This window comes from Streptomyces sp. NBC_01298 (assembly GCF_035978755.1).
Lineage (GTDB): Bacteria > Actinomycetota > Actinomycetes > Streptomycetales > Streptomycetaceae > Streptomyces.
In genome coordinates this window covers 8,990,430-9,015,604 of the sequence record NZ_CP108414.1, presented here as the reverse complement: position 1 = coordinate 9,015,604, position 25,175 = coordinate 8,990,430, and the positions used below count along the sequence as shown (strand labels likewise).

Here is a 25,175-nt window from a genome sequence, read left to right as displayed (position 1 = left end):
CCTCGAGCCTGCACGGGGGCGCTGCGGGGCTCAGCGGGGCGGCTCCAGCGCGTAGCCCTTCTCGGGCGTCGACCGGGCGGGCGTGAGTTCCTGCCGGCCGGTGAGCGCATCGAGCGCGGCTCGGGCCGCGGCGCGCACCGCGTCATCAGAGGCATTGGTCAAGGGGCGGACGAGGGTGTGGGCGGGTTGTGCGGCGAGTCCGAAGGTGGTGAGGGCGTTGAGGGCGGAGGCCACTACGGTCCAGCTCTGGTGTCGGCCGGCCCATGTGAGGGTGTCGGTGATCACGGGTATGGCGATGGGGTCCTTGAGCTCGGCCAGGCAGGACAGGTAGAGGCCGGCGGGGATGGGTGCGTGCGGGCGGTCCGGATCGATGTGTCTCAGTCCGTCGGCCAGGAGGGGGACAAGCCGGTCGGCGGCCTGCGGGTAGCCGCCGACGCCGTAGAGGGCACGCCAGTCGTCCACGCGGGTTTCGAGGGAGCGGATGAGGTCGGGAAGGGCGCGGGGGTCTTGGTGGTCCGCGAGGGTCATGACTGCCTCTTGATAGGCCGTGCGCACGAGGGGGTTGTGGGTCGACCAGACGTCAGGGCCGTGTGCGGTGCGCAGGTTGGCCGTGTAGTCGGTGAGGGTGTCGAGGAGCAAATCGGTGTCCTCGGGGGCGATCGAGAGTCCGCCTCCCCGCCATTTGCTCAATGCGCGGGTGATCTCGGCTGCGGGCCAGTCGTCCGGGAGCAGGTCGAGGAGATGTGTCAGTACGGGGTGTGGCAGGGAGCCCGGGAGGTCTTTGGCCATGGCGATGGCGTCGTACCGGGTGGCGGCGTCGGGGCTGGTGAGCTGTGCGATGAGAAGGGCGGAACGGTGCTCGACCCGGTCGCCCAAGGCGGTGTGGAGGGTGCGCAGCACACTGCTAATCGGGGAGTGGACCTTCCAGGGGTGGCCGGGGTCGAGGAAATCGGCAGCCAGGTGAGCGGGGCGGACCGCGGGGGCGACGTGTTGGCCGCGGACGTGCATCGGAGATTGACACCGGCTGCATCCGTCGCACGGGCTCTCGGCGGTCGGGGTTTTGGTCATCTCCCGCAACAGGTTGATCGCGCGGGGCACCGGGTCGGCGGTGTCTCGTTTCGGGTCGATCAGGAACCGATGGATGAGGGCCGAGAGCCGGACGGGGGCGTCGGTGTGGGACCGCGTGGGGCCGTCGATCAGGTCGTCCAGCCAGGCGACCGTGGTCGGCCCCGCCTGCGGCAGCCGGGCTGCCAGACGTGCCATCGTGTGGACGATGAGCAACCTCTCCACGACCCCGCGCTCGGCCGGTAGGCGCTCGCCCAGGACGCGAGCGGCACGCCCGCCGTCGGCGAGAAAGACACCGACGGCCTCGATTGCTGGGCGGCGCACCAGCGGGTCCGGGTCCGCCGCGTAGCGGATGAAGGTATCCGCCCGCGCAGGCATTTCAGCGCTGATGCCGATGTGAGCAGTCGACTCGACTCCGTTCACCGTGAAATAAACGCTCTCGGGGTCACACTGCAGAGCTTCCCGTCCGATGCTGAGGAGCAGCCTGACGATCTCGGCCCGGTCGGGGGTGGCGGGGTCGTCGGCCATAGCGAACAGGAACGGCAAGCTCGCCGCGGTGCACGGGTCGACGGCTCCTTGGTCATGGGCTTCCGCGTAGAACTCCTCGAACGCCTTCCGCCGAACTGCGGGGTCCGTGGAGAGCATGTTCATGAGGTGGCCCGGGACCCCACAGGTCTGGTCGGGCAGATGGCCGGCCATCCAGTCGACGTCGTGTGCGTTGATCATGGATGTCAGTCTGCAAGGGATCAGTGACATCCACGGCGCCGAGCAGCAGGTCGCAGCGCTCTCCAGGCCCTCGAAGGAGGCCCTCGGCGCGCGACGGGCTCACGGAACGCGGCTGGCAGGTCGCCGACGTCGAGATCGCCCCGCTGTCCACTCGCTTCCAGGTCACCGACCCGCTCACCGGCGCCGTGCGCGAGGTCGACGTCCTCAAGGAAGTGTTTTGGCGGCCCCTCGCCCACACCGCCTACGGTCCCGTCCTCGGCGAGGAGGACGTGATCGACACCATGGGTCCGAGCCCTCGCCGACCGAGGCGCTGCCCGCGTCTTCCTCGACGTGTACGCCGCTTCCCGGCGATGGACCACCTCTGACCTCGAAGAGTTCGGCCGCCGCCACGCACGAGGTCGGTTCAGCCCCGAGGACCTCCAGAGCCGTCTGGCCGGCGCCGACTGGATCGATGACGCGGAGTTCACCGCCTACGGCCTGGACGAGGGGGCCATGGCCGCTTTGCGGGCGTGGGCGCAACTCTGGTCCGACGACCTCGCCCGCCGACTCCACCATGACGAGGCCGACCGCGACTGACACACGCTGTCCCCTGGGCGCTGTCTGGCAAATGATCTTGTGTCGATTCGCGGAGCCAGAGGATGAATGCGGCGAGGTGGACTCCGTCCCTGGAGCGGGCGGCGAGCTTGTCACAGCGGGTGGCGATCGCGCGGAACTGCTTCAGGCGTCCGAAGCAGCGTTCAACTACGTTGCGGGCCTTGTAGAGCTCGCGGTCGAAGGCCCGCGGCCTGCCGCTGGCCTGGCCGCGCCGCTGGCGGTTGGCGGGTCCGTAACCGCCACAACATCCCGCTGATCACCTGCCGGTGATCCCGCCACGGCCGCTCACCACGCCCCACCACAAGATCAATTATCAGACAGTTCCGGAGCCCGCCGCCGCTGAAGGCCGCCCGGCCGACGAGGGCCCGCCGGCCGCGACCGGGCATCATGTCACCATGATCGAGAACGACCGGCACGCGCCCGCGGCGCTCCCGCAGCATCCGGACGTCACCGAGGCGATTGTCCGGGAGCGACGCCTCCACGACCCCTCCGTCCGCCTCTCCGGCCCCCTCGCCGAGGCCCTCTTCGACCCCGATTTCATCGAGGTTGGCGCCTCCGGGCGGCGGTGGACGCACGCGGAGATGGTCGCCGCCCTGCCCACGCTCCACGGCGGGGCCGAGAACAGCACCCCCATCACCGCAGAGCACTTCGAGGGCACGGTCCTCGCCCCCGGGATCGTCCACCTCACCTACGAGACCCTCATCGAGGACCGGCACGCCCGCCGTTCGTCGATCTGGCGCCGCGACGCTGCCAGGGAGTTCCGGCTCTACTACCACCAGGCCACGCCGGTGCCGGACGGGACGGCCCAGCCGTAGGGTCCAGCATGGGGCCTACCTGCCCCTTCCCGCCGGGTCCGGCCCGCCCGGCCTGATCCGACGCGAATTGCCAGACGGGCCCTAAACTTGCCGTTTAACCTCGACGGGCGGGGGACCTGCTGGTCTATGAATTGTCGGGGCAGTCAGCCGCGGTCCAGGTCGCGACGAGATCATGGCAGACGACGGCGAGTGAGCCGTTCCAGAACGCGATCTCGTGACTGCAACCGTTCTGGTGGGGCAGGACCTCGTCGAGCATGACCGTCGCGGCGGTCGCCCAGTCGTTGTCCTCGATGCTTCCGCCATCGAAGCTGGAGACACCTATGTAGCGGATGACCAGGTCTTCGTCGTGCTTCCAGCAGTTGTGCCGGAAATGGATCTCCATCTGCCGGTCATCAGATCCGACGCCGCGGATGTGCTGGAGCTCCAGGTCCTTCACACACCGCTTGCTGGAGAAGTCGTAGTGCTCTGGCGCAGTGGCGAATCTCCGGGCCCCGGCTGGCAGATCGTCAGCCAGCGACGGCAGGTGCTCCAGGTATCGAGCAGGGGACAGGACGCCTGACAGGTTGCCGACCTGTGCATTCAGATTGATGTATTCCATCGTCCTTCGTTCCCGCTCGCGGCTCTGCTGGCCGACGAATCCTTGCACGACCTCCATGCTGTCGGCCGGGAGATTCACCCTGCCGTACTCGGTTCTGAGCCGCGGCGGGGTTTCGTGCCGACCTTGTGATGTGCGGGCCGGGTGCAGGGCTCACGCCCGAGGTGATCGCCGAACTCATGCCCGAGGTAGGTCCGTTACGGCACGAACGGCACCAGGCGAGGTTGCAGGCCAGGCCGCGGAAACGGGCCGTCGGCGCTGGCGCAAAGCACCGGCTGGTCTTCATCGGCCGGCTGCTGGTCACGCTTGTCCACCTTCGCCCCGATGCTACTCACGACGTGCTGGCCTGCTGGTTCGGCGTTAACCGCTCCACTATCACCAGGGCGATCGGCCAGGTGGGGCCCTTGCTCGCGGCCCGGGGCTGCACCATCGCGGCCGGCATTCGGCTCCGTACCCTCACCGAGGTCATCGACCACCTTGGTGCCAGTGGGCAGACCGGGATCATCGACGACACCGAGATCCGGGTCCGCAGGCCCGCCGTCGGCCGCAAAGACCGGGAGAAGTTCATCTCCGGCAAGAACAAGCAGAACGCGGTCAAGGCCATGGGGTCCTCACCGACGCCAGCGGCAGGCTCCTGTTCTGCAGTCCGGCCCAGCCGGCCAGCTGCGCGGACATCACCCACGCCCGAAAGTTAGGCCTGGTCAAGCACCTGACCGCCAGCCCAGTGGCCGTGGAGCTCCTTGCCGACGCCGGCTACCAGGGCCTGGGCGCCCAGACCGGCGGCCGCGTGGTGACACCACCACACTGCAAGTTCAAGAAGAGCCCGCCGGAGTGGTACGAGGAAATCTACGAACGCCAACGCAAAGCGCACTCCTCACGCAGGATCCGGGTCGAGCACCGCATCGCACACCTCAAGAGCTGGCGTGCCCTCGCCCGCCACCACGGCCGACGCGAGCACCTGAGCGACACGATCCAAGCCATCTCCGGACTGCTTTCACACCAGCAGACCACCACCCGCGGGGCCCGTCAGCCATAGTGACCACCGGGCCGACCTGCACCTTTCGACGCGTCACCGCCAAGCATGCACGAGCTCGTTAGGACCCGTACGTGAAGCGGCAGGTCACCCTTCCACCATCAGAACGAGGCCGACGAGGCAGAGGACCAAGCCGGCGGGCAGCATGAAACCGCCCATGAGCCTGAAGAACCAGGCGCCGAGTTGCGACGGCTCCGTGAGGCTCAAGTCCATCGTCCGGGCGGCACTCACAGCCCGTCCGGCATTGCGGCGCGCCGCGGCCTTGTCCGCAGTACCGCGCAAGTTGAACAGGTACATCGCCCCCCAGCCCACGCTGACCAGTCCGAACACGAGCAACGCGATTCCCGTACCTACAGCACCCCTCCCCCGACGTGCCGCCCAGTGCGGCCGTCCGCCGGACTCTGTCAGTCGGCTGCGGGGAGAGCAAGTGATCTTGACGGGGTCCATGTCGAGGCATCAACCCCAAACGGGCTGGAGACGGCCGAGCGGCCGTCACCGTCGCTGGGTCGCTCCGCTCAGACGGCGCGCACATGCTGCACCGGCATCCGTACGCAGGCCGCTGGCCCGCCTCCAGGAGGAGGCGGGCCAGCGGCTGCGCGTCAGCTGTCCGGGTCAGCCGGTGGATCCGAGGGGTGTGGCGAGGCCGGGGGTGAGCCAGCGTTCTGCGTTGAGGCCGTAGCAGCCGGAGAGTTCGAGTTGGGTTCCGTTGTCGGTGCGGGCGGCGGGCAGGTCGAGGCAGTAGCCGGTTTGCGGGTTGTAGAAGCCGCTGTCGGCGGTGGGGAGCCATTGCTGCCCGTTGGCACCGTTGCAGGTGTTGAGCTGGATGAGGGTGCGGATGGCGGTGCCTCCGGCTTTGGCGGTCACGCATTTGCCGGACACGCGCAGCTCGCCGTTCTCGCCGACCTGGAAGGTCTGGGCGGTGCCGGAGGGTGTGTTGCAGTCGTGGATGGAGATGGGGTTGCCTTCGGCGGTGTTGCCGCCATTGTCGTTCGCGCACTTGCTGTTGTTGACCGCCGAGACAAGGGTGGTGCTGGTCGCGGTCGGGACGGTGGAGTGGTCGTAGACGGCCACGTTGCTGATTCGCCCGTTCCAATAGGAGGAGGGCTTGCTCGCGGCCTTGTAGCGGCCGAGGACGAGGGGGCCGGTGGCCTTCCACACGTTGGCCTTGGGGTGGTGGCCGGTGCCGGCGAGGGTGCCGTTGACGTAGAGGGCGATCAGGCCGGTGACCTCGTCGTAGGTGGCGGTGAGATGGGTCCACTCCTTGGTGCGGACCTTGGCGGCGCCGTTCATGACGAGGGTCTGGTCGTAGGCCCAGTTGTCGTCGTCATTCTGGGACATTCCGAACCGCCAGGTGCCGTCCTGGTCGTGCCAGATCATGAGGCCGCTGGCGTGCAGTCCGTCCTGGTTCTTCGTTCAGCTTCCAGTGGTGCGTGGAGATCCGGGCATCGCCCATGACCTCTGAACTTTCGAAGCTGGTGACCTTGCCGCTGGCCGTCTCGCCGTTCCAGGTGCGCAGGCGGTGCCGACTGTCGAGGGACCAGAGGTCGGGGACGCCGTCGGCGCTGGTGTCGCCAGAGGAACCGATCACGGGGAAGGATTCGGCGGTGACACCGGTGCGGATCCTGGTGCGCTTGCTGTGGTCGCCGAGCGCTTCCGGGTGCCCGGCGACGTTGGCGTACTGGTAGATGGAGCCGGTCGTGTCGTCCCGGGCCCACAGGTCGGCCAGGCCGTCGCCGGTGGCGTCGCCGGGGGCCATGAGGGTGAGGTCCTCCCAGCCGCTCGTGCTGAGGACGAACGTGCCCGGATCGATCAGCTGACCCGTGGTTGCCTTGCCCTGGAACAGGATGAGCTGCGTGCCGCCCGCCCCGTTGCTCTCCACGGTGAGCAGGTCGTTCCGCTGGGTCGTGGTGCTGGCCTCGGGCCGAACTCACCCGTGACACTGCCACGGACAAGGTCACCGGCACCCGCTACTACACGGCCCCCGGCGGCACCACGATCGTCCGCACCTCCGCAGGCAAGCTCTCCTACGTCGCGGCCGACCACCACAACACCGGCACCACCGCCATCGACGCCACCACCCTCAGCGTCCAACGCCGCACCACCAAGCCCTTCGGCGAAGACCGCGGCACCAAGCCGACCACTTGGCCCGGCGAACGGGGATTTGTCGGCGGCACCCAGGACAAGTCGACCGGCCTCACCCACGTCGGAGCCCGCGAATACGACCCCGCAGCAGGCCGATTCCTCTCCGTGGACCCGGTCTTCGTCCTAGACTCCCCGCAGGCATTCAACGGCTATAGCTACGCCAGCAACACCCCGGTCACTGCCTCTGACCCCACCGGAATGTGCCCCGAGATGGACTGCCCGACCCGGCCACGAGCCCAAACCTCGTACACCCTCGCAGATTGGAAAGGAGATCAAGGGGCCCGATCTAGGAGGCGTTGTGACCCCGCCCGACAACGGCACAGGGTGCCTCCTCGGCAGGATCAGCTGTGGGCCGCCGCCGCAGACATGGCTACTCAATCCCGTTCCCCCTCCGCCCCCTCCGCCTGCTCCAACGAACTGCACGACGTCCGATGCGCGGGTCGAATGCATGGTGGACATCGATCTCGACACCTTGGTCACCGACCCGTTCCACAACATGAACGTCATGAACGGTTCCAACATCCTCGCTCACGACTACGCGGTTACTTTCTCGACCGGCTGCACGAAGCGAGCCGAGCAGTTCCTGTGCTTCGGACCCTCACCGGCCGGCGGGCAGCCTATTACCATAGGCGATGTTCATTTCTCCCCGGGCACCAAGCAGGCCTTCCGGAAGCAACTTGAGGAAGAAGCCAAGTTCCGTGCAAATATTGCCGGTATCCACGGCCCTGCAGAGGCGGCTAAATACGGCCCCGACATTGAGCGCTACGAAGCAATCCACTGAGGGCAATGGGCCAAGAATCTCAAAGGTGAGACTTTCGTGGTCAAGTATTTCACTTGGGAGACCATCAAGTCCTACTGGAAGACTGGAGACGCCGCCAAGGGGAATGGCTATGAAGTCGAAGCGAACGTGAACTGGGGTGGGTATGGTGAGAACAAATACGAATATCTCCGGCCTTGATAGCAGCAAGCGAGAAGGCGTCTGTGGGTACGGACAAGAGCACCGGGCGTAGAATTGTTCCTCTACTGGGGGCCGTGCTGTTGGCGCAGTTGGTTGTTGGCTGTTCCCCTGCTCCCAAGGCCTTGCTTGCCGTGGAACGCACCGAAACGGGTGGTACGCGGCTGCTCATGGCCCCATGCCCTGACTTCAGGTTTCGCAGCGTAACGGTCTTCCACGACTACGACGATGGGCCTCAAATCAAGACATGGACGGTGAGCAGGGAGCGGATGGCCGGGTCGTTTGAACAGATCGACTTGTTCACGCCCCCTAAGGGATTCAAGGTCACGGAAGAAACGTTGACCTCTCTGGAGAACTATGGAGAATATATAGCCGGCGTCGACGGATCGGTTGAAGGGGAGGGCAGTCTGCGCGGCGAGTTGCATTTCTCCGCAAAAAAGCTCGACAAACTCAAAGTTGGCAAAGTCCTCACCGGCGTCAAAGGGGACAAGGTCGTGGACCGTGCGAAGTTCATGAAACCGTCCTCGGGGCGGTGCAAGCCTGACCTGAGGTCTCGCCGCTCAGTCATCAGCGGCGGGACCTCAACAGGTTCACGGGGCCACAATTCACTGATGGTCGGGTAGCCCAGGCGGGCGGGAGTGTGTATCCGCCAGCCTGGGCCATCGCGGCGGATCGACGCGTGAAAGAGGGATTGGTAGTAGTTCTTCGAACGCCCGGCGATCGAATGCGTCGTGGACATGGGCGCCCCGATGACTTCCCCGCCGACCCGTTTAATTAAATGGAGGATATTGGGAATGGTGAGGTCAGTCGCACCTCGGCGGAGTGTCTTGATGCGGGCAGCGTTTTCTGCCGCGATGATACTTTCAGTGATAGGAATATCTGGCTGCTCGCCGGCCTCTGCGCCACTGCTCGCGGTGGAGAAAACTGAAGCTGGTGGCACGCGCCTGCTAATTGCCCCATGTCCCGGCTACCGAGCCCTCGCTCTCTCCGTGTTCAGTGACAGTGAAACCGGACCCCTTGGGCTTTGGTCTCTGAGCAACAAGGCGCGCGTCGGGTCGCCCGGGGAGGTGGAACTCTTCACCCCTCCTGGGGGCTGGGATGTCAACACCACCACCCTGACTGAGCTGCGAAATCCGGACCCCTACGTCGCCAAAGTCGACGGGGCAATCGAGACTCGCGGTCTGGATGGGCGTGTGGAGTTTACCGTCGAGAAAATAAATAACCTCGGCGCCGGTGAAGTCCTCACGGGTACGAAAGGTGAAAAGGTCATGGACCGCGCAAAGTTTCTGAAGCCGTCCTCGGGGCGGTGTAAGCCCTGACTTGAGGTCCGTGCACGGCTACAACTCGCTGATGACCGGACGGCGCCGCCAAGGCCGTCGTGGCGGATCGAGGGGTCGAATCTAAACTGGTCCACACACATGCGCTGGCCGATGCCCTGGAGCAGGCGGTCCGAATGGGTCACCGACCGTTGGCGCTGGTGCTCGCAACCCGGACCTGGTGCCAGGGGTTTTGGGTGCGGGATTGGGCGCGGTCGAGGTACTCGCGTTTTACCGTGGCCGAGCCCGGCTTCCAGCGGCCTTGCTGCGTCGGGTCGGCGCCGGCGTCCGCGATTTGCTGGGCTCCGCCGCGGCGTAGGCCGTGGGAGGTGACCAGGTGCCAGGTGGGGAGGCCGGCCAAGTAGGCGCGGTGGCGGATCCAGTCGTTGAGGGCGTCGCCGGTGACGTAGTCGCCGCGGGCGGTGGCCGTGGAGCGGTTCTGGAGCCGGCCTGTGGAGGTGAGGGCGCGGAGGAGGGGGCCCTTGTGGACTCCCATGCGGTACAGGCAGTTCAGCCAGTCCCGTACGGCCGCGACCGGGTCGTAGCGGGGGGAGGCGGGGTCGGCCGGGATGAAGGTGCTTTCGCCCTTTCCCTCCTGGTCGGTCTTCGAGTGGGCGATCCACAGGTCGACTCCGCCGTCCTCGACTTCGACGTCGGCGATGTCCAGGTCGGCCAGTTCGATGCGGCGGTTCAGTGCCCCGCGGCCCACCAAGAGCGCGCAGCGGTCCCGTAGGCCGGCCGGTGAGCGGAGGTCGCAGGTGTCGACCATCGCGTGCAGCATCGGCTCGGTGATGGCCGGCGCCTTGCGGACCCGGTTCCGCTTGCCCCACTCCTTGCGGTACTCCGCCAGCATCCCCCGCTCTTCGGTCGTGCCGGGGTGGCGGTCCTCGGGCATCCACGTGCGGACGCCCGACAGGTAGGTGCGGATGGTGTTCGGCGCCATCCCGCGGGCGATGAGGCCGGCGACCCACTCCACGTAGGTGGCCGTCGTGCAGGGCCTCGCCACCCGGCCCATCTCCTCGCACCACTCGGCGAACTTGCTGCGCTGACTGGTTTAGTTGCGGCTGGTGTTGGCGGGTGCGGACTTGTCGCGAAGGCGCTGCGCCGTGCCCGCGGAGACCTCGAAGTCCGTACGGGTGTACGTCGGGGCGTCCGCCTCCGTGGGGATGGCCTCCCCCGGGTGGAGGATCGTGTGCTGGTCGAGGAGGGTGTTGCCGGTGGATCGTGGGTGCCGGTAGCAGCTCGTCCTCCGCGACGAGCTCGGCCTCTACGGTCTCGCCGCTGTCCCCGTCGTCCACCGCGGACTGCTGAACGAGCCGCCGCGATGTCGATCTGCGCGCGCTTCTTCGGGCCGATAGGACCCGGGTGGCGGCCCCGCAACCGTCCAGTGAGCAGACTCAGTCCGAAGCTGGGCGAGGCCGGGTAGGGCATGGCCCTGTGGTCCCAGGGGGCCAGCGTGGGTTGCACGGTCGGACGGGAAGCTGTCCACCTGAGCCGGAACAACGACGGCCGCGGCGCCCCGGGGTGTTGAGCGACGTTCGTTCTGGCCGAAAATCGCCCTGGATCTGTGCCGCCCGGAATGATCGAATCGGGGCCCAATCGCCAGTCGAACAAAGGATCGGTCCAGGTGGATTCCGTGTCGTACTCGGAGCTGCACCAGCAGGTCTCCCCTGACATCGATGCGGAGATAGCGGCCGCCCTGGACCTCCTCGGCCCCTCAGCGGACGCGGTCAGGAAGGCCGTCGATAAGCTCCTGCGCCACCAGCAGATGAAACACCCGCTATCGGTACTGCCGCTACTCGTGCACGCCGCCGAGACCGGCAGGACGGGGCCAGCCGTGCCGCTGTCAGCCCTGCACCTGCTGTGGTGGACCTCGGCGTGCTACCTCGACGACCTGGCCGACGGCCAGAGCGGCGGGGCCGCCGAGCGCCTCGACATGAACGAAGCGGTCCTCGCATCGGTCATCACCGGCAACGTGCTGCCCGTCCGCCTCATCCAGTCGCAGGACGTTCCCGAACCGGTCCGCAGCGCGCTCATAGCCGAGTTGACGGAGGCCTCCATCATGGGCGCCGAAGGCCAGCTGGCCGATATGCGCGGAGAGGCCGGCCGGGCCACCCGCAAGGGTGTCCTCGAGGTGTACCGAGGCAAGTCCGGCGGCCCCTTCGCCATGATCACGGCGATGGCCGCCATACTGTCGGGCACGACGACCGAGCGCATCGCGCTGTGGCGCGAATTCGGCCAGGTCTTCGGTCTCCTGTGGCAGATGTTCAACGACCAGGAGGACGTCGCCTCCGGCCGTAACGAAGACCTCGCCAACGGCACCGTCACCTACTTGCTCGCCTGCGCCCTTGAGGACGCCGCACCCGAGGCCAGGGCCCACATCCTGGACCTGTGTGCTGCCGCGAGGATCTCGGCCCCGGCCCGATCGAAGCTCACCGCCTTGTTGCTCGCCCCGCCCGTGCTCGACGGGTTCCGCGAGGACGTCAGCACGTACCGGGACGAGGCTGACCGCATCCTCGGCGAACTGGGCGGCGACGAAAGGTATCTGCCGGCTCTGCGGCAGCTGGTGGACCTGTCGGCGCAGATCCTCCTCCAGCCGGACCCGCGCTGGTTGCCGCCCACCCTCTACGGTAACGAGGAGGAGAGCCGACATGACCGTCACTCAGGCTGATATCAACGCCCTCACCGCCGCCCACCCCGCGGCTGAGCGAGAACGGATACGGCCCCAGCGCCTCCACTCCGGCGCCTGTCCGTCTCGACGAGGTTCAGGCCGCCTACGCCTGGATCGCTAAGCAGACATGGCTGAAGGCGCCAGGGAAGAGCTCCTCATACGGCCTCAAGCATGTGGCTTGAGGCCGTATGTCGGCCAGGTCGAAGGAGGCCCGGCGGCGGGTGGGGCCCAGCTGGTGCGGGAGGATCGCTTCGTGAACACCCTCATCCCGCCTCCCGGGCCAGACCGACACCGGGCGATCGTCAGCGAGGTGGCCCTCCTGCGGGCCGCGCACCACCCCGGGCCGTTCCCCGACGTGCCGTTTGATCACAGACACGATCTGGCGTACCTGGATTTCAACATGGCCGGCTGCGTCATGACCTACCTCAGCAACGATGGCGTTCTCGGCCCGGGCCACGTCGAGGTTCTCCGGGACTGCCTACCGAAGCTCCGTGCGGCCGTAGCGCTGCTGGCGCGTTCGGCGGAGTACCGAGAGGGACTCAGGGTCTTCAGAGGCTTGCTCGCGATGGCCGAACTGATCCTCGCCGACGGGGCGTAAGCCGGTCGCCGCCCGGCCCACACGCATCCCAGTTTCCGACGCACCAGCAGGGACGACCCGGCTCCAGTCAAGATCACTTGCCAATCGGTCAAGATCACCTGTCAGGGGGCGCTGACCAGGCACCCCAAGCTCACGGACCCCGCCTACATAACGTCAGCACCGCACCTCGCCGCCACAGCGCTTGTCATGGCAGCCCAGCGGCTGTGTCAGGTGGTGGCGGTAGGCGTCGCTGAGCGTCGGCGGAGCGCAGCGAAGTCGGCGTGGGCCATCTCGACGGCGTCGAGGTACGACTGGGTCCTGTGGTGTTCTGCGAGGGCACGGTAGATGGGGTGCCGCTCGGCCGAGGCCAGCGCCCGGTCGAAAACGGCCGTCTCCCCCACCGACCACGACCGGGACCGCTCGCGCACCACGACCCTCTCGGCTGCGGGCCTTCGGCGCCATGCCCCTTCGACGAGCTCGTTGTCGTACAGCACCGTGCCGTCGCGCCGCACGACGGTAACCCGGTCGGCCAGCTGCTCGGCCTCTATGACTGCCAGCGTGACCAGCATCTGAGCCGCGCACCTGTCGTGGTTGTCCCGGGACACGTAACGGACTCCGCCACCGACCAGGAACCGGTCGAGGGTTCCGAGCTGACTCCAGGCTTCGGCCACCGCCACCGCGACGATCTCGATCCGCGCACGGGATGCCCGGTAGGCAGCCGAGGAGGTGCGGAACTCGTCCGGATCGGTGAGCGACGACTCCACCACCGCGTTGAACCCCTGCAGCCGGACGTACTCTTCAACCGCCTCCTGCCACGCTGCGGTGTCCGGGCGGATCGCGGCGCCGGCGGTGCGTACGTCGGTGGCCAACGCCTCGGCATACCGGCGGTGGAGCGGCTTGTACAGATCACGGCAGACCCGCACGGCACCGCCCCGGCCGTCCAGGGTGCGCTGTACGAGGTCGGCGATGTGCGTCTTGCCGGCCCCCGGCTGCCCCGCGACGACCACGACTACCGGCCGTTCCTGTGCCATCGCACCCCTCGTGGCCTCGGGCAGGATCACCTGCTCCAGGACCGCACGCCTCTCCTCACCAGGCAGCCCGCTCACGGCGGTGTCCGCTGCGTTCACCGGTTCTCCTGAAGAGGGGTGAGGGACCCGTCCATAGGACGAGCCCCTCACCGCGGACGACTATTCGGGGGTGTTGAACTCGGTCGGTGCCAGCGTGCGTACGTCGGGATAGTCGGTCCAGTTGTAGAGCCATTCCTTGCGCATCACCGCCTTGGCCGCCCAGGGGAACAGGCCCTCGGCCAGTCCCAGCACCCGCTCGGTGATGGCATCCAGGGCCCGCTCGAACTCCGCGCTGCGCACGCTCCGGAACCCGCGTGGTACCTCGAACTCGAAGCTGACACGCAGGGCGCGCGGCGTGCCCGGTCCCGCCTCGACGGTGTCCACCTCGGCCACCAGCTCGGCCTTGCCGTCGGCCAGGACGTACTCCTGGCGCCGGTCCGCCCAGGGATAGATCCATTCCCCGCGGACGGTGGCCTTGTCCGCCGCCGGAAAGACCTCCCCGGCAAGCCCCAGGACCCGCTCGGTGATGGTGTCCAGCGCCTTTTCGACCTTCGACCAGTGAATGTTGCGGCGTCCCGCCCTCGGAACGTGGAACTCGAAGCTGATGCGCAGGGCGCGCGGCGTGCCCTCGGCCTCCGACATGGAACCCCCTCCGTCGATTCCATCAAAGTAGCCAACTTTCAGGAGATAGGAGAAGTTTCAGAAAAACTGGCGAGACTCGTGAGTTCTACGGTCGGGATCGGGCCTGTCCTCCTTGGCTTCGGCCAAGGAGGACAGGCGTACGACCCGCACCTGCACGTCGGCTTCAGCCCGCTGCGCGGAGACGGCCGGCAGGAGGCCGACGGCTACGACCAGGCGGAGTGACCCCGGCAGCAGGGCAGGGTGTGGTCCTCCGATGGCCGATGGCAAGATCGGGTCATGGGATTGAACATGGTCGTCGGTGCCCTCGTCGATGCCGAGGACGACGACTACACCGAGATGGTCCGCGCTGACTTCGTCGCGATCAGCGAGCTACTGGCGCGTGCGGGAGCGCCACAGTGGACTGAGCCCGACCTGGATGGGGACGAGGGCGCGGAGTTCGAGGTGTGGGGCTATTCGGGCCTGCACACCATTCGCCGTCTCGCCGTCCACCTTGCGGCGGACGGGCGCCTGCCCGAACCGCTCGACAGGACCCAGCAGGCGACCGACGACCCGCTCCTGAGCCAGGTGTACGAGGCTGCCCCGAGCGATCATCCCGGACCGTTCGACCACTTGGTCCATCATTCGGACTGCGAGGGCTACTACGTCCCCGTCGACTTCGCCCACGTCATCGTCGACAAGAAGGCACCGGGCCGCTCCCTGGGCTCTTCGGTGCGACTCCTTGCGGAAACCCGCCGACTCGCTGAAGCCCTCGGTCTTCCGGAACACCTCGATCCGGACTCGGAAGAGGTATCCGACGCCCTCGACGCCGAAGATCCGGCCGCCGAGGGGTGGCAGCGCTACCACGTCGAGTCCTACGTGTGTCTCCAGCTCCTCCGCGCTGCGAAACTCTCGGTCTCGACCGGCGCAGCCATCGCCTTCACCTGAGAAACACACCGCATGTGGCGAACGGGTCAAGTTGACCTCGTCCGGCATGGGGTCGCGGCAGTAGGCCAGGCCACGGCGGCCACATGCGGCCTAGCTGCGGATAGCACCCAGGTAGGCGCTCACCAGCTGTCGAGGCCCAGCAGATCCTGGAGGGGGATGCGGAACCCGCACCACACGGCCAGGGTCGATCCGTCCACGAGGTGGATTCCGGCGTGACCGGCAGAGCGCTTCGCGTTCTCGCTGTACCTGCCGGTCGTAACGAAGACGCGGTGGTCCGGGTGCGGTGACCGGCTGTCCCTCCATGCGGCGGTCTGTTCCCACCCCAAGGTGGTGTCGAAGTGGAACCGCTTGATGTCGTCCGGGGAAACATCCCGCTCGTAGCGCTTGCATTGGATCGCGACGACCCGCCCGCCGAGTGTCCGCATCACCACGTCCACGCCGCCGTCACCGGACTTGCCCTTGATCTGGATGCACTCGCACCGCTCCTGTCGGAGCCACCGGCTGCATATCTCTTCGAGCTGCTGCCAGTCCTCCATGAACCCGTACCAGCGCCACTCCAGTTCCAGCTGCCGGTAGAGCGGCGCCGTTTCGGGAGTCCGGCCGGCACGCTGGATCAGGATCTTCCAGGGCGGAGACGATGGGCGCTGCGCCGCGGGCAGGGTGGCGCGTGCAGGGTCCCGTCGCAGTATCTCGTGCATGCGGTCGTACCAGCCGTGCAGGGGGCAGCCGTACTTGCCGTGGAAGGGCAGCAGACACGGGTGTTCACCGCCAGGGGTGTGATCCCCGCAGTAGTAGCGCGTGCCGTCCGACAGGGGGCTGCTCGTCATCGCCCTGAGGGTCAGCTCCTTACGGACATGCGGGGGTAGGGGGGTGCTCATTGTTCGGGATCGGGGGTGTACGAGCAGGTAGTCCACGGATCCAGTCCTGGGTCTGCCCGGGGCCATGCGCTGCGCGGCCGCCGGGTGGGGCGTGAGAGCGGGGTCAGTATGCCGGGGTGGGCGGGCGTGCCGGTCGACAGCTCGGAGTTGGTTGGGCAGGTGGGTAGTTCCCGGCCAGTTCGACTGTCGGCAGGATGCCCGTCTCTCCCCTCAGGTGGTGGGGCACCTCGAAGCGGGTTTTGACGGCAGGACAGAACGCAGTCTGTCGCGAGACGGCCCGGGAGAGATCTTGGTTCGGTGCGGGTGGCATCCTGTGCTCGCTGTGCCGAATGCCGAGTGGGGGGCTTGTGAGTCACGACTTGGAGTGGGTGGAGCTGCCTGAGCCGGCTGCTGCTGCTCGTGTGCGCTTCGAGGCATGCACTGACCTGGGCCTGCCGTGCGAGCACGACTCGGTCTGCGCGGAGGCCTACCTCTCAGCCCCGGAGCCCTACCAGTTTCACCTCAATGCCGCTGGTATGGCGCTCTGCCGTGAGGGGATGCGGCGTACGGGGATGTCCATTCCAGGCAGAGCCGCGAGCGTTCCCCAGATGGCCGTTCACCGGGCTGGACGACTGGCAGACAGCCGAGCAGAGTCGACGAGACTCCTTCAACGAGGCCGAGCGGGCCGCTTCGGCGCAGACGGTGCCCGGCATGACGGGGATCCCCGCGTTCAAGTTGCTGAGCAACGGCCCCTGGCTGGTAGGTGCCGGAGAGGTCGAGGAGGCGCTGAACCGTTACGAGATCTCGGCTCCGACTCTCCGCTTCGAGCTGGAGGCCGACCAACTCTGGTGTGACTGGATCGGGTGGCTGCGCGAAACGGCCGGCGGTGGCGGATTCAGCGTGGAGTGAAGCCCGCAGGCCCAGCTTGCCGGCGCTATCTCGACGGAAAAGCCCCCCGGGACAGCCGGATGGCCGCCCCAGGGGCTTTGCTTCGTGCGGGTGGGTCAGGCGGCGACCGTTGCCGTTGCGGAAGTCGTCGCGGTGCCGGTCAGGTGGCCGGTTCGAGTGGCCGTCACCTTTGCGGTGATGCGCCTGCCGCGCTGTGCGCTGGTCAGGGTGAAGGTGGACTTGGTCGCGCCGGTGATGAGTTTGCCGTCCGCGTACCACTTGTAGGTGTACGAGGTCGGCGTCGGAGTCCACGTGCCGCGGCTCAGGGTCAGGACGCGCCCGACCTTGGCCGTTCCCGTGAGGGTCGGGGCCGTCGTCGCCTTGGGTGCGACGCCCTTGACGAGCACGGCGGCGCTGGTGGCCTTGACCGTGGGGTGTCCGGCCTTGCGGGCCGTCACGACCACGGTGAGCTGCTTGCCCTGGAGCGCGGAGGGCAGGGTGTACGACGCGGAGGTGGCCCCGGCGATGCTCTTCCCGTCCGCCTGCCACTGATAGGTGTGGGAGTCGGCGGCCGGGGACCAGGAGCCGGTCGTCGCCGTGACCTTGCCACCGACGACCGCGGTGCCCTTGACGGTGGGGGCGACTGTCGAACGGATCGGTGCGACGACGGTGACGGTGCTCTTGACCCACTCGTCGCCGCGCGCAGTCACTCTCACGGACAGCGGGCCGAGCGGGGCCTCCCTGAGGTCCAGGGCGACCGTCATGCTGTGCCGGTCGGAAGCGATGGACACGATCGTCGCCTGGATCCCGAACCTGTCGTTGGACACATAGACCTCAACGTCCTTGTTCAGACCGGTGCCCGTGACGGTCATGGTGACCTTGCCCCGGCCTATCGTGGACGGCCCCACCGCGCTGGGGACCGGGTCCTCCTGCCCGCAGGAGTGGGAGGAGCACGTGGCTTCGAGTCGTACCACGGTGGAGGCCTTCGCGGGCTTCTCCGGCAGACCGATCACGAGCGTGCTCGGCCGGGAGGCCGTCGGAGGGGCGGCCACCGGGAGGGAACAGGTGTAGCCCCAGCAACCGTTCTTCAGATCCGACCGGTCGTACAGCCAGGGTGTCGGTGACTGCTCGTAGGTTCCGGTGGGTGTGAACTTCAGGTCGAAACTGTCGCCCGTCACCGTCGGGAGCACGGCGCAGATCGCCGTCTTCTGTTCGCTGAGAGTGGCGGTCAGCGGCCCGAACCCGTTGCTGACGTCCGGGACCTTGACGCACTCCGGGGCGGGGCCGGCCGCCGTGCCGATGCGCAGTGCGTCCAGTCGGTAGGCGGGTGCCGCGGTCTTGCCCTCCGGGACTTGGGCGAGGACCTGGTAGCGGGTGGAGCCGGTGACGGCGCAGCCCGCGTCGAAGTAGTCGCAGACGGCCTCGCCGTTCGCCTTGTAGCCGAGCAGGCGGACGGTGCCCTGTGCGTCCCGGGCGTTCAGGTGCAGGGTGTCCGCGGCGGAGGCCGTGGTCACCTGGTGGCACAGGAACGTGCCGGGCTTGGCCGGTACGCCGCTGGTGGAGGGACCGCCCACGGCTACGGCAGGCGTCGGGACGCAGCCGCGCGCGGTGGAGGTGATGTCGAGGCGGGTCAGGGCGAACTCGGCGGGCACGTTCCGGCTCCGGACGAGGACCGTGTACGCGACCTTGGCCGCCAGGGAGCAGGTGGCCAAGGTGCCGTAGTACGTGCTGATGGAGCAGACCGGCGTGCCCTTCTCGTCGAGAACGCTGACCGTTGCATGCGAGTCGCCCGAGACCCGCTGGACCTGGAACATCTCGTGCGCGGAGTGGTCGCCGGCCGCGATGGACAGGCAGTCGGCGAAGACCTCCGTGCCGGTCTTCAAGCTCATCCGGACCGGCTTCGCCGTGAAGTCGCCGGGCAGGAAGGTGCGACAGGTGCTCTTTGTATCCGTGCGGTGGACGACGAGACGGTAGACGTCGCCGTCCTGGGACGGGTCCCGCTTGGAGAGGAGTGCGCGGTACGGGGCGGTGCCGCCCAGGGTGCAGGTGCCGTTGTGCAGGACGCCCTCTTCCGTGCAGAAGGCCGCCCCCTTGGCGTCGATGAGGGTGATGGATGCCGCCTCGTCCGACATGACGGCGATGTGGGCACCTTGGGGTACCGGCAGGTTCAGGCAGTCGACCTCGCCGGGCGCGGTGAGCGTGCCCTTGTGATCGCGGGCGAGTGCGACCCCGTTCTCGCAGCCCTCCGTTGCCGTTCGGGACAGGATCCGCACGGCAACGTCGGTGATCAGGGTGTACGGGGTGTCGGCGGTAAGTGAGCAGTTCTGCCCGACGGCGCAGACGACAGTGCCGTTCACCGCGTACACCGTGATCCCGGAGGCCTTGCCCAGGGCGTCGACGCTTTGGACGTCGTAGAGGTCGGTGGCGGCGGGAGTGAAGGTCCTGCACCCGGTCTGCGGGGCTGCCTGCGCGGGCGCGGAGCCATACGAGGTCATGGCGACCGGTACGCAGCCCTCGGGCTTCGACAGGCGCCGGACCTTCAGGCTGTAGGCGCTGGGGAAACCTGCGATGGAGTGACTGACCGTGGCGAGGACGCGGTAGCCGCCCACGCCTGCGGGCAGGACGCACGGCTCACTTGCGCAGATGTGCTTGCCGGTGCCGTCCGTGATCCAGTGCTCGTAGCTCCCGAACCCGGGCAGCTGGAAGTCGGCGGTGATCCGCTCACGAGGCGCGGCAGTGAAGGCGTGACAGACGATGCCCAACGTGCCCGTCACTTGCCCGGTGGCCGGGGCGGAGTCGTAACGCGTGCCGGCCACGGCCGGACACCCGGGGCCGTCGATCAGCGGGACGAGGGAAACCGGGTTCTTGATGGCCTTCGAGGAGCTGTTGAAGACCGAGAGCGTGTACGTTCCGGCCGCGAGCTCACACCTGTAGCCGTACACGTCCCCGCATTCGATCTGGCTCCCACCGGAGCTCAGCGAAGGCTTGAGGTACGGGGTGGAGACGAGGATCTGGTGCAGGCCCGGCGTCGTCACGGCGACCGTGAAGCAGGCGGTGCCCTGGGATGGGATCGTCGTGGCGCCGACTGCGGTGCCCGGCTCGCCGAGCGGGGTGAGCGCGAGCGTTGTGCAGGGTTCGGCGGCCGAACCTGCCCGGTTCGGCCCTGAATCCGCGGCCTTGTCCGCGCGGGCCGGGCTCGCCGGGCGCTGCACCGGTTCAGCCTGCGACGCAGGTACGGGCGTAGGTTCGGGTACGGGCGCCGCGCCCGTGGGCGCGGTGACCGGCGGCGTCGCGGCGAACGCGTTCCCGGCCGGGACGACGGGCGTCAGCAGCGCCGCCAGTAGAGCAGGGACCAGCAGCCTTCTCGCGGATCTGGACCCGGCGCGCGAACGCGCGGAGTTGAGCATTTCGTTCCCCCCGAAGCGATGTCTCCGATGTGGACCTCCACATGGGCGTCACACTGTACGGTCCGCCCCGGACAGGCTTGGCACGGCCATCCCCCCTGTTGACCAGGCAAAACACCGCATGCCGGGCGTCGGCCTCGACTTCCCGAGGCCGGTCATGCCCCCGGCTGGGGCTGGGCTTCACTTGAGAGCGTGCCGCCCGGCAACGGCGCTGCCGGTCACAGCAGTCGCGGGTCGAGTGTCAGTGTCGCCAGGCCGGCCGGGCCGTGGACGTGCAGGGCCGGGCCCGTCGGGCCGGTGCCGACGGCCAGGGCGTGGACCGGGGCACCGGTGAGCAGGGTGTGCCGGAGTTCGCCGGTCAGGGGATCCCAGATGCGGACGCCGCTCTGGTCGCCCGAGGCGAGCAGGGTGCGGCCGTCGTCGAGGGGGATCGCGGCCAGGGCCAGGGTGTCGGGGGTGTTCCAGTGGGCGACCGGCGATCCGTCGGCGGTGTCCCAGAGCTGGATGTCCGTGGAGGTCGCGGAGGCCAGCAGCATCCGGTCGTGGGTCCCGAAGACGCACGGGCGCAGGAAGCGCGTACCGGTGCGGCCTTGGGGCCTCAAGGTGGTGACGATCTTTTCGGAGGTCAGGTCGATGAGGGTGATCCCACGCCTGCCCACTGCAGCGATCGCGGTGGTGACGCCGTCCGGTGAGGGTACCGGAGTCAGTGAGTCCGGTTCGCCGATGTCATGGTTGAGGAAGAAGGAAGAGGCCTTGTCCGCGCCGCCGATCAGGTCCCAGAGCACGCGGAAGATCCGGTTCCGATTCACCCAGACGGCCATCGGCATGCCGTCCGGCGTTGTGATGAAGCACATGGACGAGTAGGTGGTGGGTCGGCTCGCCACGGACAGGACGGGTTTGCCGGACACGAGGTCCCAGACCGACCACGACTCACGGCCCTCTACCGACACGTAGGCGGTACCGGCTGGTGAGGGGATCGTCTCGACCGCGAGGACGGGGCCGGTGTTCAGATAGGTCACCAACCGTCCCGTCATCGCGTCGCGGAGCTCCAGGAAGCCGTGGGCCCCGCGCTGGAGTCGGGCGTCGGGGACTCCACCGGTGCCGGGCTTGTCACGGGCTCCGAGCACGACGACCTCCCTGGCCCCTTCGGTACCCGGATGGCCGGCCCGGCACAGTGGCCACATCCGGCGACGCCCGGACCACCCCCGGGGCTCGTCGTACAGCGTCTCCGCCAGGCCGTCCTCGTACAGAGGGGTGTCCTGACGGAGGTCCCACAGTCTGATCCCCTGGGGACCGGCCGAAACGAAACGCACGCCCGAGTCCGCGTCCAGTACGGCGAGAGCCTGGACAGACGGGACCTCCGCGTCGAGGGTCTTGCCCCCGCTGCCGTCGAGGTCCCGCATGACGATGCGGTTGCCGTCGACCGATGCCAGTGCCTTGCCGTCCGGCAGGGCGATAGGGGACCGGCCCATGATGCGAGCGTGCAGCACCTGTTCGCCGAGGAAGGGGTTCCACACCTGCGCGAGGGACATGCCGACCCGTCCGCGGAAGATGACGAGCAGGTCGTCCTCCCCTGGCCTGGACACGACCAGGGCCGGGCGGGCTCGCGCGTCGCCGAACGGGAGGTCGGCGACCGGACCCGAGAGGGGGTCGCAGAGCCGGATTCCCTCGGGCGAGGGGATGGCCACGAGCGCGTGTCCGCTCGCGCGGCGCACCACGATCGCGGAGGCCCCGTCCTCACGGGACAGGGCCGCAATACCCTCGGTCTTGACGGTGCTGCCCGGGCCGGTGCCGCGCGAGCTCGGCTTCCACAGGAAGGATCCGTACGGGGTGAGGACCAGCAGCTTCCATCGCGCCGCTCCCTCCTCCAGGACGCGGACGGTGTGGACCTCGGGCAGTGACATCGCGGTGATGGGGTGCCCCGAACCGGGGTCGTGGATGGTGACCCCTTCTCGGTGCCATGTGACCAGGAACGTCCGGCCCCCGGTCGCCAGGATGGGGCACATGCCGTGCACCGAGCGCTGCGCGCCCGCCGGTTCGGCGGTCACTTCGGCGGCCAGGCGGCCGGTCGTGGAGTCCCAGATCCGAACGTTCCCGGCAGCGGACAGCACGGCGATCAGCTCCCGTCCGTCCAGCGTGGGCAGTACGCACAGGCTCCTGGTACTCCCGCGGGTCGGCGCCAGTACGTTCACCCGCGCGGCCCACCGGCCCCAGGCGAGGAAGGCCGGCAGCCCGGCCGGCCCTTCCCACGACCCGTCCCGTACGCCGCGCTGGAACGCGATGCTGCCCGCGCGCGAGGCCGCGTCCACCGTCTCGTCGACGTACGGCTCGATCAGCGCCGCGGCCGTCAGCATCAGGAGCGACGGGTCCGCCGTCGGCAGGGGCAACCCCAGGCGGGTCCGCAGGCTTCCGGAGGTCTCCTGGGCCAGGAGGTCCAGCGACACGTGCAGATCGTCCAGCACCTCCCCGGCGGCCGTGTGGTGGAGGAAGTGCCTGCGGATGTACGGGTGGGCGGGGTGCGGCCGGGAGTCCTCGACCAGGGTGGCCAGGGCGCGGGCGATCGAGGCGTGCGCGCGTACGCGTACCTCCGGGCCGGTGTCGGCGAACCGCAGGGGGGAGCCCGTGGCCGAGGGTGATGCCCATGCCGATGCCGGTGTCAGCAGCCAGCTGGGGTCCGCGATCAGGAGGTCGGTCAGTCGCTGGTGGACGGGCCGGTAGACGGTACGCGCTTCCTCCTCGGCCGTGGCCAGGTACCCGGTCAGGCGGCTGTCGCGGAGCGTGCGGACGGCGTCCCTGGCGGTGCTCACGCTCACGCTGACGTGGCCGACCCCGTACTCGCTGCCGGCGAGCGCGCGGGTGACGGCGGGCCAGACCTCCGCCCAGGGCAGGCCGGCCCCTGGTGCGAAGGCCGTCGCCCGCAGGGCGGCGACCAGCAGGGCGGCGGGTACGTCGGTGGCCCGGGACACGTCCCTGATGTCCTCACGGAGGAGACCGATCGTGCTCATGGCGAGGCGGCTCAACCACCCCTCCTCGGCCAGGGCCTGGCGGGTCTCGGCCCGGCGCAGTTGGTCGGCGGCGATCCGGGCGTCCAGGAAGGACGGCTTGACCGCGTCCGCGATGACGCCCGCGGCTTCGGCGGCCTCCTCCGGGGCGCCCTGGTACGGGCTCCCGGCCGTCTGGAGCAGCAGCGTGGCGGCGTAGGCGGCGATGTCGACCGTGCAGTCCGGGCCGTCGCTGCGCAGCAGGCCGGGAGTGAGGCCCTCGGCCTTCAGAGCTTCGGTCAGCCGCAGCAGCAGGTGGTCGGCACGATCGTCGCGCAGGTCCGCTCCGGCGGCGTCGGCTGTGTCGGCGAGGTCAGGGGAGCTGCGGATGCCGAGGAGGAGACGGACCAGGCGGCCCCCGCCCGGGCCCCGCAGACGGGCGAGTGGCAGGATCACGTCGTTGAAGACGGCGAGCGGGTCGTCGGCCTCGTCCAGCGCGTCGATGACCACGACGACGGGACGCACCGCGGCCGTGGCCCGGTCCAGCACCCGCTGGAGCAGGGCCTGGAGGGGCGGTGCCGTTTCCTGGCGCAGCGACGGGGCGGGGGCCCAGTGCTCGGGGCTGAAGAGGCTACCGAGCCGGGTATCGAGGCCGTTGAGCAGGTCGCGGACGATCACCTGGGCGGGCTTGTTGCGGGCCAGCACGGCGACGTCGACCGACCCCGGTTCCGGCCGCAGTCCGGCGGGAGTGTCCGCCACCACGGCCGCGTTCCGCGGATCCGCGACGAACCCCGGGTCGGAGAGGGTGACCAGACGGGCCAGCAGCGCGGACTTCCCGGAGCCGGCGGCACCCGTGACCACGAGAGCTTCCTCGGAGCCTCGTAGGAAGCCGGTCAGGCGGGTCATCTGTGCGGTCCGGCCGCTGAAGTACCAGCCCATGTCGTCGTCGGCGGCGCGTCCCGAGGCGCGGTCGATCCAGAAATCGTCCAGGGATCCCGGGATCGGAAGATCGGTCAGCGCTGCATCTGTGCCTGTGTCTGTGTCGGCTGCGTCTGCTTCGGCGGGTACATCCGCCATCGAGGGCAGGGCCAGTTGCCGCAGAGCGGGAGCGACCGTGCTGACGGGCGCCCGGTAACGGGGATTGGGCAGACAGGCGCTTGGGCCGTGCCGGAACTTCCTCGGGACGACCCACTCGGCGTCGACGAGGTCCTTCTCGATGCCGTGCGCGTCGCGTCCGACGTCGTCCAGGAGCTTCGCCCACTCCGCGAACGACAAGTGCGATGCGGTAAATCCGGCAGCCTCGTCCCGCATGCGGGCGCAGGCCAGGGCCACCCGCTCGGTGAACGAGCCGACCAGGGGCTGCTCGTCGTAGTCGCCGGCTGTGACGACGGCCGCACCGGTGAGGTTCCGACGCTCCTCGGACAGGGCGAGGAGCAGGCCGGTCAGCTCGGCGTCGAGGATGCCGGAGAAGCACGAGTCCACGAGCACCAGCACGTGCTCGGAGTGGCTGTCCAGAACCTCCGTGATGAGCTCGCTCGTGGGGAAGGCCGTGGCGAACAGACGATTGGGTTTGGTCTCGGGGAGCATGAGGAAATGGCGGTGCGCCGCGCCGCGCTGCATGCCGTGACCGGTGATGTAGACGACGACGGCGTCGCGGTAGCTTGCCGCGGCGAGGTCCTCCTTGCGCAGGAACTCGCGCAACTCTGCCGCCGAACGCACCGAGGGCGCACGGCTCACCTCGAAGCGGCGCTGCGCGTCGAGTTCCGGGTCGGCGAGCCAGCCCGTGATCCGCTCCACCTGGGCGGCTATCGCCTCGTCGAACCCGACGGGGCTCTCCTCGTAACCGTCGACCGCGACCACGATCAGCCGCCGCCGCCGGATGCTCCCGCCCAACTCTTCCATACCCACAGCTCTCCCCCTGGC

General features: G+C 68.5%; 24 protein-coding genes and 2 pseudogenes. 14 read left to right on the top strand and 12 right to left on the bottom strand.

Annotated features, from left to right (window positions below; translation table 11 throughout):
* Window positions 1-30: 30 nt before the first annotated feature.
* On the bottom strand, window positions 31-1,791 hold the full coding sequence (locus OG730_RS41120; RefSeq protein ID WP_327309096.1) for a HEAT repeat domain-containing protein: 1,761 nt from the start codon (window positions 1,789-1,791) through the stop codon (window positions 31-33).
* Between the two features lie 23 nt (window positions 1,792-1,814).
* Between OG730_RS41120 and OG730_RS41115 the strand changes: the two genes are divergently transcribed.
* Together OG730_RS41115 and OG730_RS41110 are read left to right on the top strand one after the other, a co-directional pair.
* Window positions 1,815-2,156: a hypothetical protein gene (locus tag OG730_RS41115; protein WP_327309095.1), complete on the top strand. Its 342-nt coding sequence runs from the start codon at window positions 1,815-1,817 to the stop codon at window positions 2,154-2,156.
* A complete protein-coding gene (locus OG730_RS41110; RefSeq protein WP_327309094.1) occupies window positions 2,122-2,367 on the top strand; it encodes a hypothetical protein in 246 nt (81 codons plus the stop codon). The genes OG730_RS41115 and OG730_RS41110 overlap by 35 nt, the downstream gene beginning before the upstream one ends.
* A 22-nt stretch (window positions 2,368-2,389) precedes the next feature.
* Here OG730_RS41110 and OG730_RS44410 read toward each other — a convergent pair.
* A pseudogene (locus OG730_RS44410) lies at window positions 2,390-2,611 on the bottom strand (transposase); the annotation flags it as partial.
* A gap of 169 nt (window positions 2,612-2,780) precedes the next feature.
* Between OG730_RS44410 and OG730_RS41100 the strand changes: the two are divergent.
* Window positions 2,781-3,200: a nuclear transport factor 2 family protein gene (locus OG730_RS41100; protein ID WP_327309093.1), complete on the top strand. Its 420-nt coding sequence runs from the start codon at window positions 2,781-2,783 to the stop codon at window positions 3,198-3,200.
* Window positions 3,201-3,324: 124 nt separating this feature from the next.
* On the opposite strand, the gene OG730_RS41095 is transcribed toward OG730_RS41100, so the two are convergent.
* The gene (locus OG730_RS41095) at window positions 3,325-3,846 is read right to left on the bottom strand and encodes a hypothetical protein (RefSeq protein WP_327309092.1); all 522 of its coding nucleotides are present in this window, start codon (window positions 3,844-3,846) and stop codon (window positions 3,325-3,327) included.
* Window positions 3,847-3,959: 113 nt separating this feature from the next.
* Between OG730_RS41095 and OG730_RS41090 the strand changes: the two genes are divergently transcribed.
* Both OG730_RS41090 and OG730_RS41085 read left to right on the top strand, forming a co-directional pair.
* Window positions 3,960-4,490, top strand: a complete 531-nt coding sequence (locus tag OG730_RS41090; RefSeq protein WP_327309091.1) for a helix-turn-helix domain-containing protein — start codon at window positions 3,960-3,962, stop codon at window positions 4,488-4,490.
* A complete protein-coding gene (locus OG730_RS41085; RefSeq protein ID WP_327309620.1) occupies window positions 4,430-4,831 on the top strand; it encodes a transposase family protein in 402 nt (133 codons plus the stop codon). Before OG730_RS41090 ends, OG730_RS41085 begins: the two co-directional genes overlap by 61 nt.
* Window positions 4,832-4,915: 84 nt before the next feature.
* Here OG730_RS41085 and OG730_RS41080 read toward each other — a convergent pair whose 3' ends face one another.
* The 3 genes from OG730_RS41080 to OG730_RS41070 form a co-directional block, all read right to left on the bottom strand.
* Window positions 4,916-5,158, bottom strand: a complete 243-nt coding sequence (locus OG730_RS41080; protein WP_327309090.1) for a hypothetical protein — start codon at window positions 5,156-5,158, stop codon at window positions 4,916-4,918.
* Between the two features lie 282 nt (window positions 5,159-5,440).
* A complete protein-coding gene (locus OG730_RS41075; protein ID WP_327309089.1) occupies window positions 5,441-6,166 on the bottom strand; it encodes a ricin-type beta-trefoil lectin domain protein in 726 nt (241 codons plus the stop codon).
* Window positions 6,153-6,707 (bottom strand): hypothetical protein, encoded by a 555-nt coding sequence (locus OG730_RS41070; protein ID WP_327309088.1) that lies wholly within the window; start codon window positions 6,705-6,707, stop codon window positions 6,153-6,155. The genes OG730_RS41075 and OG730_RS41070 overlap by 14 nt, the downstream gene beginning before the upstream one ends.
* A gap of 116 nt (window positions 6,708-6,823) precedes the next feature.
* Between OG730_RS41070 and OG730_RS41065 the strand changes: the two are divergent.
* The 4 genes and pseudogenes from OG730_RS41065 to OG730_RS41050 form a co-directional block, all read left to right on the top strand.
* Window positions 6,824-7,159: pseudogene (locus tag OG730_RS41065) on the top strand (RHS repeat-associated core domain-containing protein); the annotation flags it as partial.
* A 259-nt stretch (window positions 7,160-7,418) separates the two neighbouring features.
* A complete protein-coding gene (locus tag OG730_RS41060; RefSeq protein WP_327309087.1) occupies window positions 7,419-7,751 on the top strand; it encodes a hypothetical protein in 333 nt (110 codons plus the stop codon).
* A 200-nt stretch (window positions 7,752-7,951) separates the two neighbouring features.
* Window positions 7,952-8,548 carry a hypothetical protein gene (locus OG730_RS41055; protein WP_327309086.1) on the top strand — a complete coding sequence of 199 codons (597 nt, stop codon included), beginning with the start codon at window positions 7,952-7,954 and terminating at the stop codon, window positions 8,546-8,548.
* 444 nt (window positions 8,549-8,992) lie between these two features.
* On the top strand, window positions 8,993-9,244 hold the full coding sequence (locus OG730_RS41050) for a hypothetical protein (RefSeq protein WP_327309085.1): 252 nt from the start codon (window positions 8,993-8,995) through the stop codon (window positions 9,242-9,244).
* Window positions 9,245-9,383: 139 nt separating this feature from the next.
* Here OG730_RS41050 and OG730_RS41045 read toward each other — a convergent pair whose 3' ends face one another.
* Window positions 9,384-10,247 carry a site-specific integrase gene (locus OG730_RS41045; RefSeq protein ID WP_327309084.1) on the bottom strand — a complete coding sequence of 288 codons (864 nt, stop codon included), beginning with the start codon at window positions 10,245-10,247 and terminating at the stop codon, window positions 9,384-9,386.
* Between the two features lie 621 nt (window positions 10,248-10,868).
* Here OG730_RS41045 and OG730_RS41040 point away from each other — a divergent pair.
* Together OG730_RS41040 and OG730_RS41035 are read left to right on the top strand one after the other, a co-directional pair.
* Window positions 10,869-11,912 (top strand): polyprenyl synthetase family protein, encoded by a 1,044-nt coding sequence (locus OG730_RS41040; protein WP_327309083.1) that lies wholly within the window; start codon window positions 10,869-10,871, stop codon window positions 11,910-11,912.
* Window positions 11,913-12,165: 253 nt separating this feature from the next.
* Complete coding sequence (locus tag OG730_RS41035) at window positions 12,166-12,510, top strand: hypothetical protein (protein ID WP_327309082.1); 345 nt, start codon at window positions 12,166-12,168, stop codon at window positions 12,508-12,510.
* A gap of 206 nt (window positions 12,511-12,716) precedes the next feature.
* On the opposite strand, the gene OG730_RS41030 is transcribed toward OG730_RS41035, so the two are convergent.
* Both OG730_RS41030 and OG730_RS41025 read right to left on the bottom strand, forming a co-directional pair.
* Window positions 12,717-13,616: a zeta toxin family protein gene (locus OG730_RS41030; RefSeq protein ID WP_327309081.1), complete on the bottom strand. Its 900-nt coding sequence runs from the start codon at window positions 13,614-13,616 to the stop codon at window positions 12,717-12,719.
* 60 nt (window positions 13,617-13,676) lie between these two features.
* Entirely contained in the window at window positions 13,677-14,198 is a 522-nt protein-coding gene (locus OG730_RS41025; RefSeq protein ID WP_327309080.1) for a hypothetical protein, read from the bottom strand.
* A gap of 78 nt (window positions 14,199-14,276) precedes the next feature.
* Between OG730_RS41025 and OG730_RS41020 the strand changes: the two genes are divergently transcribed.
* Complete coding sequence (locus OG730_RS41020; RefSeq protein ID WP_327309079.1) at window positions 14,277-14,420, top strand: hypothetical protein; 144 nt, start codon at window positions 14,277-14,279, stop codon at window positions 14,418-14,420.
* A gap of 54 nt (window positions 14,421-14,474) precedes the next feature.
* Entirely contained in the window at window positions 14,475-15,122 is a 648-nt protein-coding gene (locus tag OG730_RS41015; protein WP_327309078.1) for a putative DNA-mimic protein, read from the top strand.
* A gap of 119 nt (window positions 15,123-15,241) precedes the next feature.
* Here OG730_RS41015 and OG730_RS41010 read toward each other — a convergent pair whose 3' ends face one another.
* Window positions 15,242-15,949, bottom strand: coding sequence for a restriction endonuclease (locus OG730_RS41010; RefSeq protein WP_327309077.1), 708 nt, complete (start codon window positions 15,947-15,949; stop codon window positions 15,242-15,244).
* A 741-nt stretch (window positions 15,950-16,690) separates the two neighbouring features.
* Here OG730_RS41010 and OG730_RS41005 point away from each other — a divergent pair.
* Window positions 16,691-16,888 carry a hypothetical protein gene (locus OG730_RS41005; protein ID WP_327309076.1) on the top strand — a complete coding sequence of 66 codons (198 nt, stop codon included), beginning with the start codon at window positions 16,691-16,693 and terminating at the stop codon, window positions 16,886-16,888.
* A gap of 95 nt (window positions 16,889-16,983) precedes the next feature.
* Here OG730_RS41005 and OG730_RS41000 read toward each other — a convergent pair whose 3' ends face one another.
* A complete protein-coding gene (locus OG730_RS41000) occupies window positions 16,984-20,274 on the bottom strand; it encodes a hypothetical protein (protein ID WP_327309075.1) in 3,291 nt (1,096 codons plus the stop codon).
* Between the two features lie 215 nt (window positions 20,275-20,489).
* Window positions 20,490-25,154, bottom strand: a complete 4,665-nt coding sequence (locus OG730_RS40995) for an AAA family ATPase (protein WP_327309074.1) — start codon at window positions 25,152-25,154, stop codon at window positions 20,490-20,492.
* Window positions 25,155-25,175: the final 21 nt, after the last annotated feature.

Bases quoted from the DNA above. Each gene is read 5' to 3' on its own strand.
- OG730_RS41120 (WP_327309096.1), bottom strand. From the start codon at position 1,791: ATGATCAACGCACACGACGTCGACTGGATGGCCGGCCATCTGCCCGAC.
- OG730_RS41100 (WP_327309093.1), top strand. From the start codon at position 2,781: ATGATCGAGAACGACCGGCACGCGCCCGCGGCGCTCCCGCAGCATCCG.
- OG730_RS41075 (WP_327309089.1), bottom strand. From the start codon at position 6,166: ATGTCCCAGAATGACGACGACAACTGGGCCTACGACCAGACCCTCGTC.
- OG730_RS41060 (WP_327309087.1), top strand. From the start codon at position 7,419: ATGGTGGACATCGATCTCGACACCTTGGTCACCGACCCGTTCCACAAC.
- OG730_RS41025 (WP_327309080.1), bottom strand. From the start codon at position 14,198: ATGTCGGAGGCCGAGGGCACGCCGCGCGCCCTGCGCATCAGCTTCGAG.
- OG730_RS41015 (WP_327309078.1), top strand. From the start codon at position 14,475: ATGGGATTGAACATGGTCGTCGGTGCCCTCGTCGATGCCGAGGACGAC.
- OG730_RS41010 (WP_327309077.1), bottom strand. From the start codon at position 15,949: ATGACGAGCAGCCCCCTGTCGGACGGCACGCGCTACTACTGCGGGGAT.
- OG730_RS41005 (WP_327309076.1), top strand. From the start codon at position 16,691: ATGACGGGGATCCCCGCGTTCAAGTTGCTGAGCAACGGCCCCTGGCTG.
- OG730_RS41000 (WP_327309075.1), bottom strand. From the start codon at position 20,274: ATGCTCAACTCCGCGCGTTCGCGCGCCGGGTCCAGATCCGCGAGAAGG.
- OG730_RS40995 (WP_327309074.1), bottom strand. From the start codon at position 25,154: ATGGAAGAGTTGGGCGGGAGCATCCGGCGGCGGCGGCTGATCGTGGTC.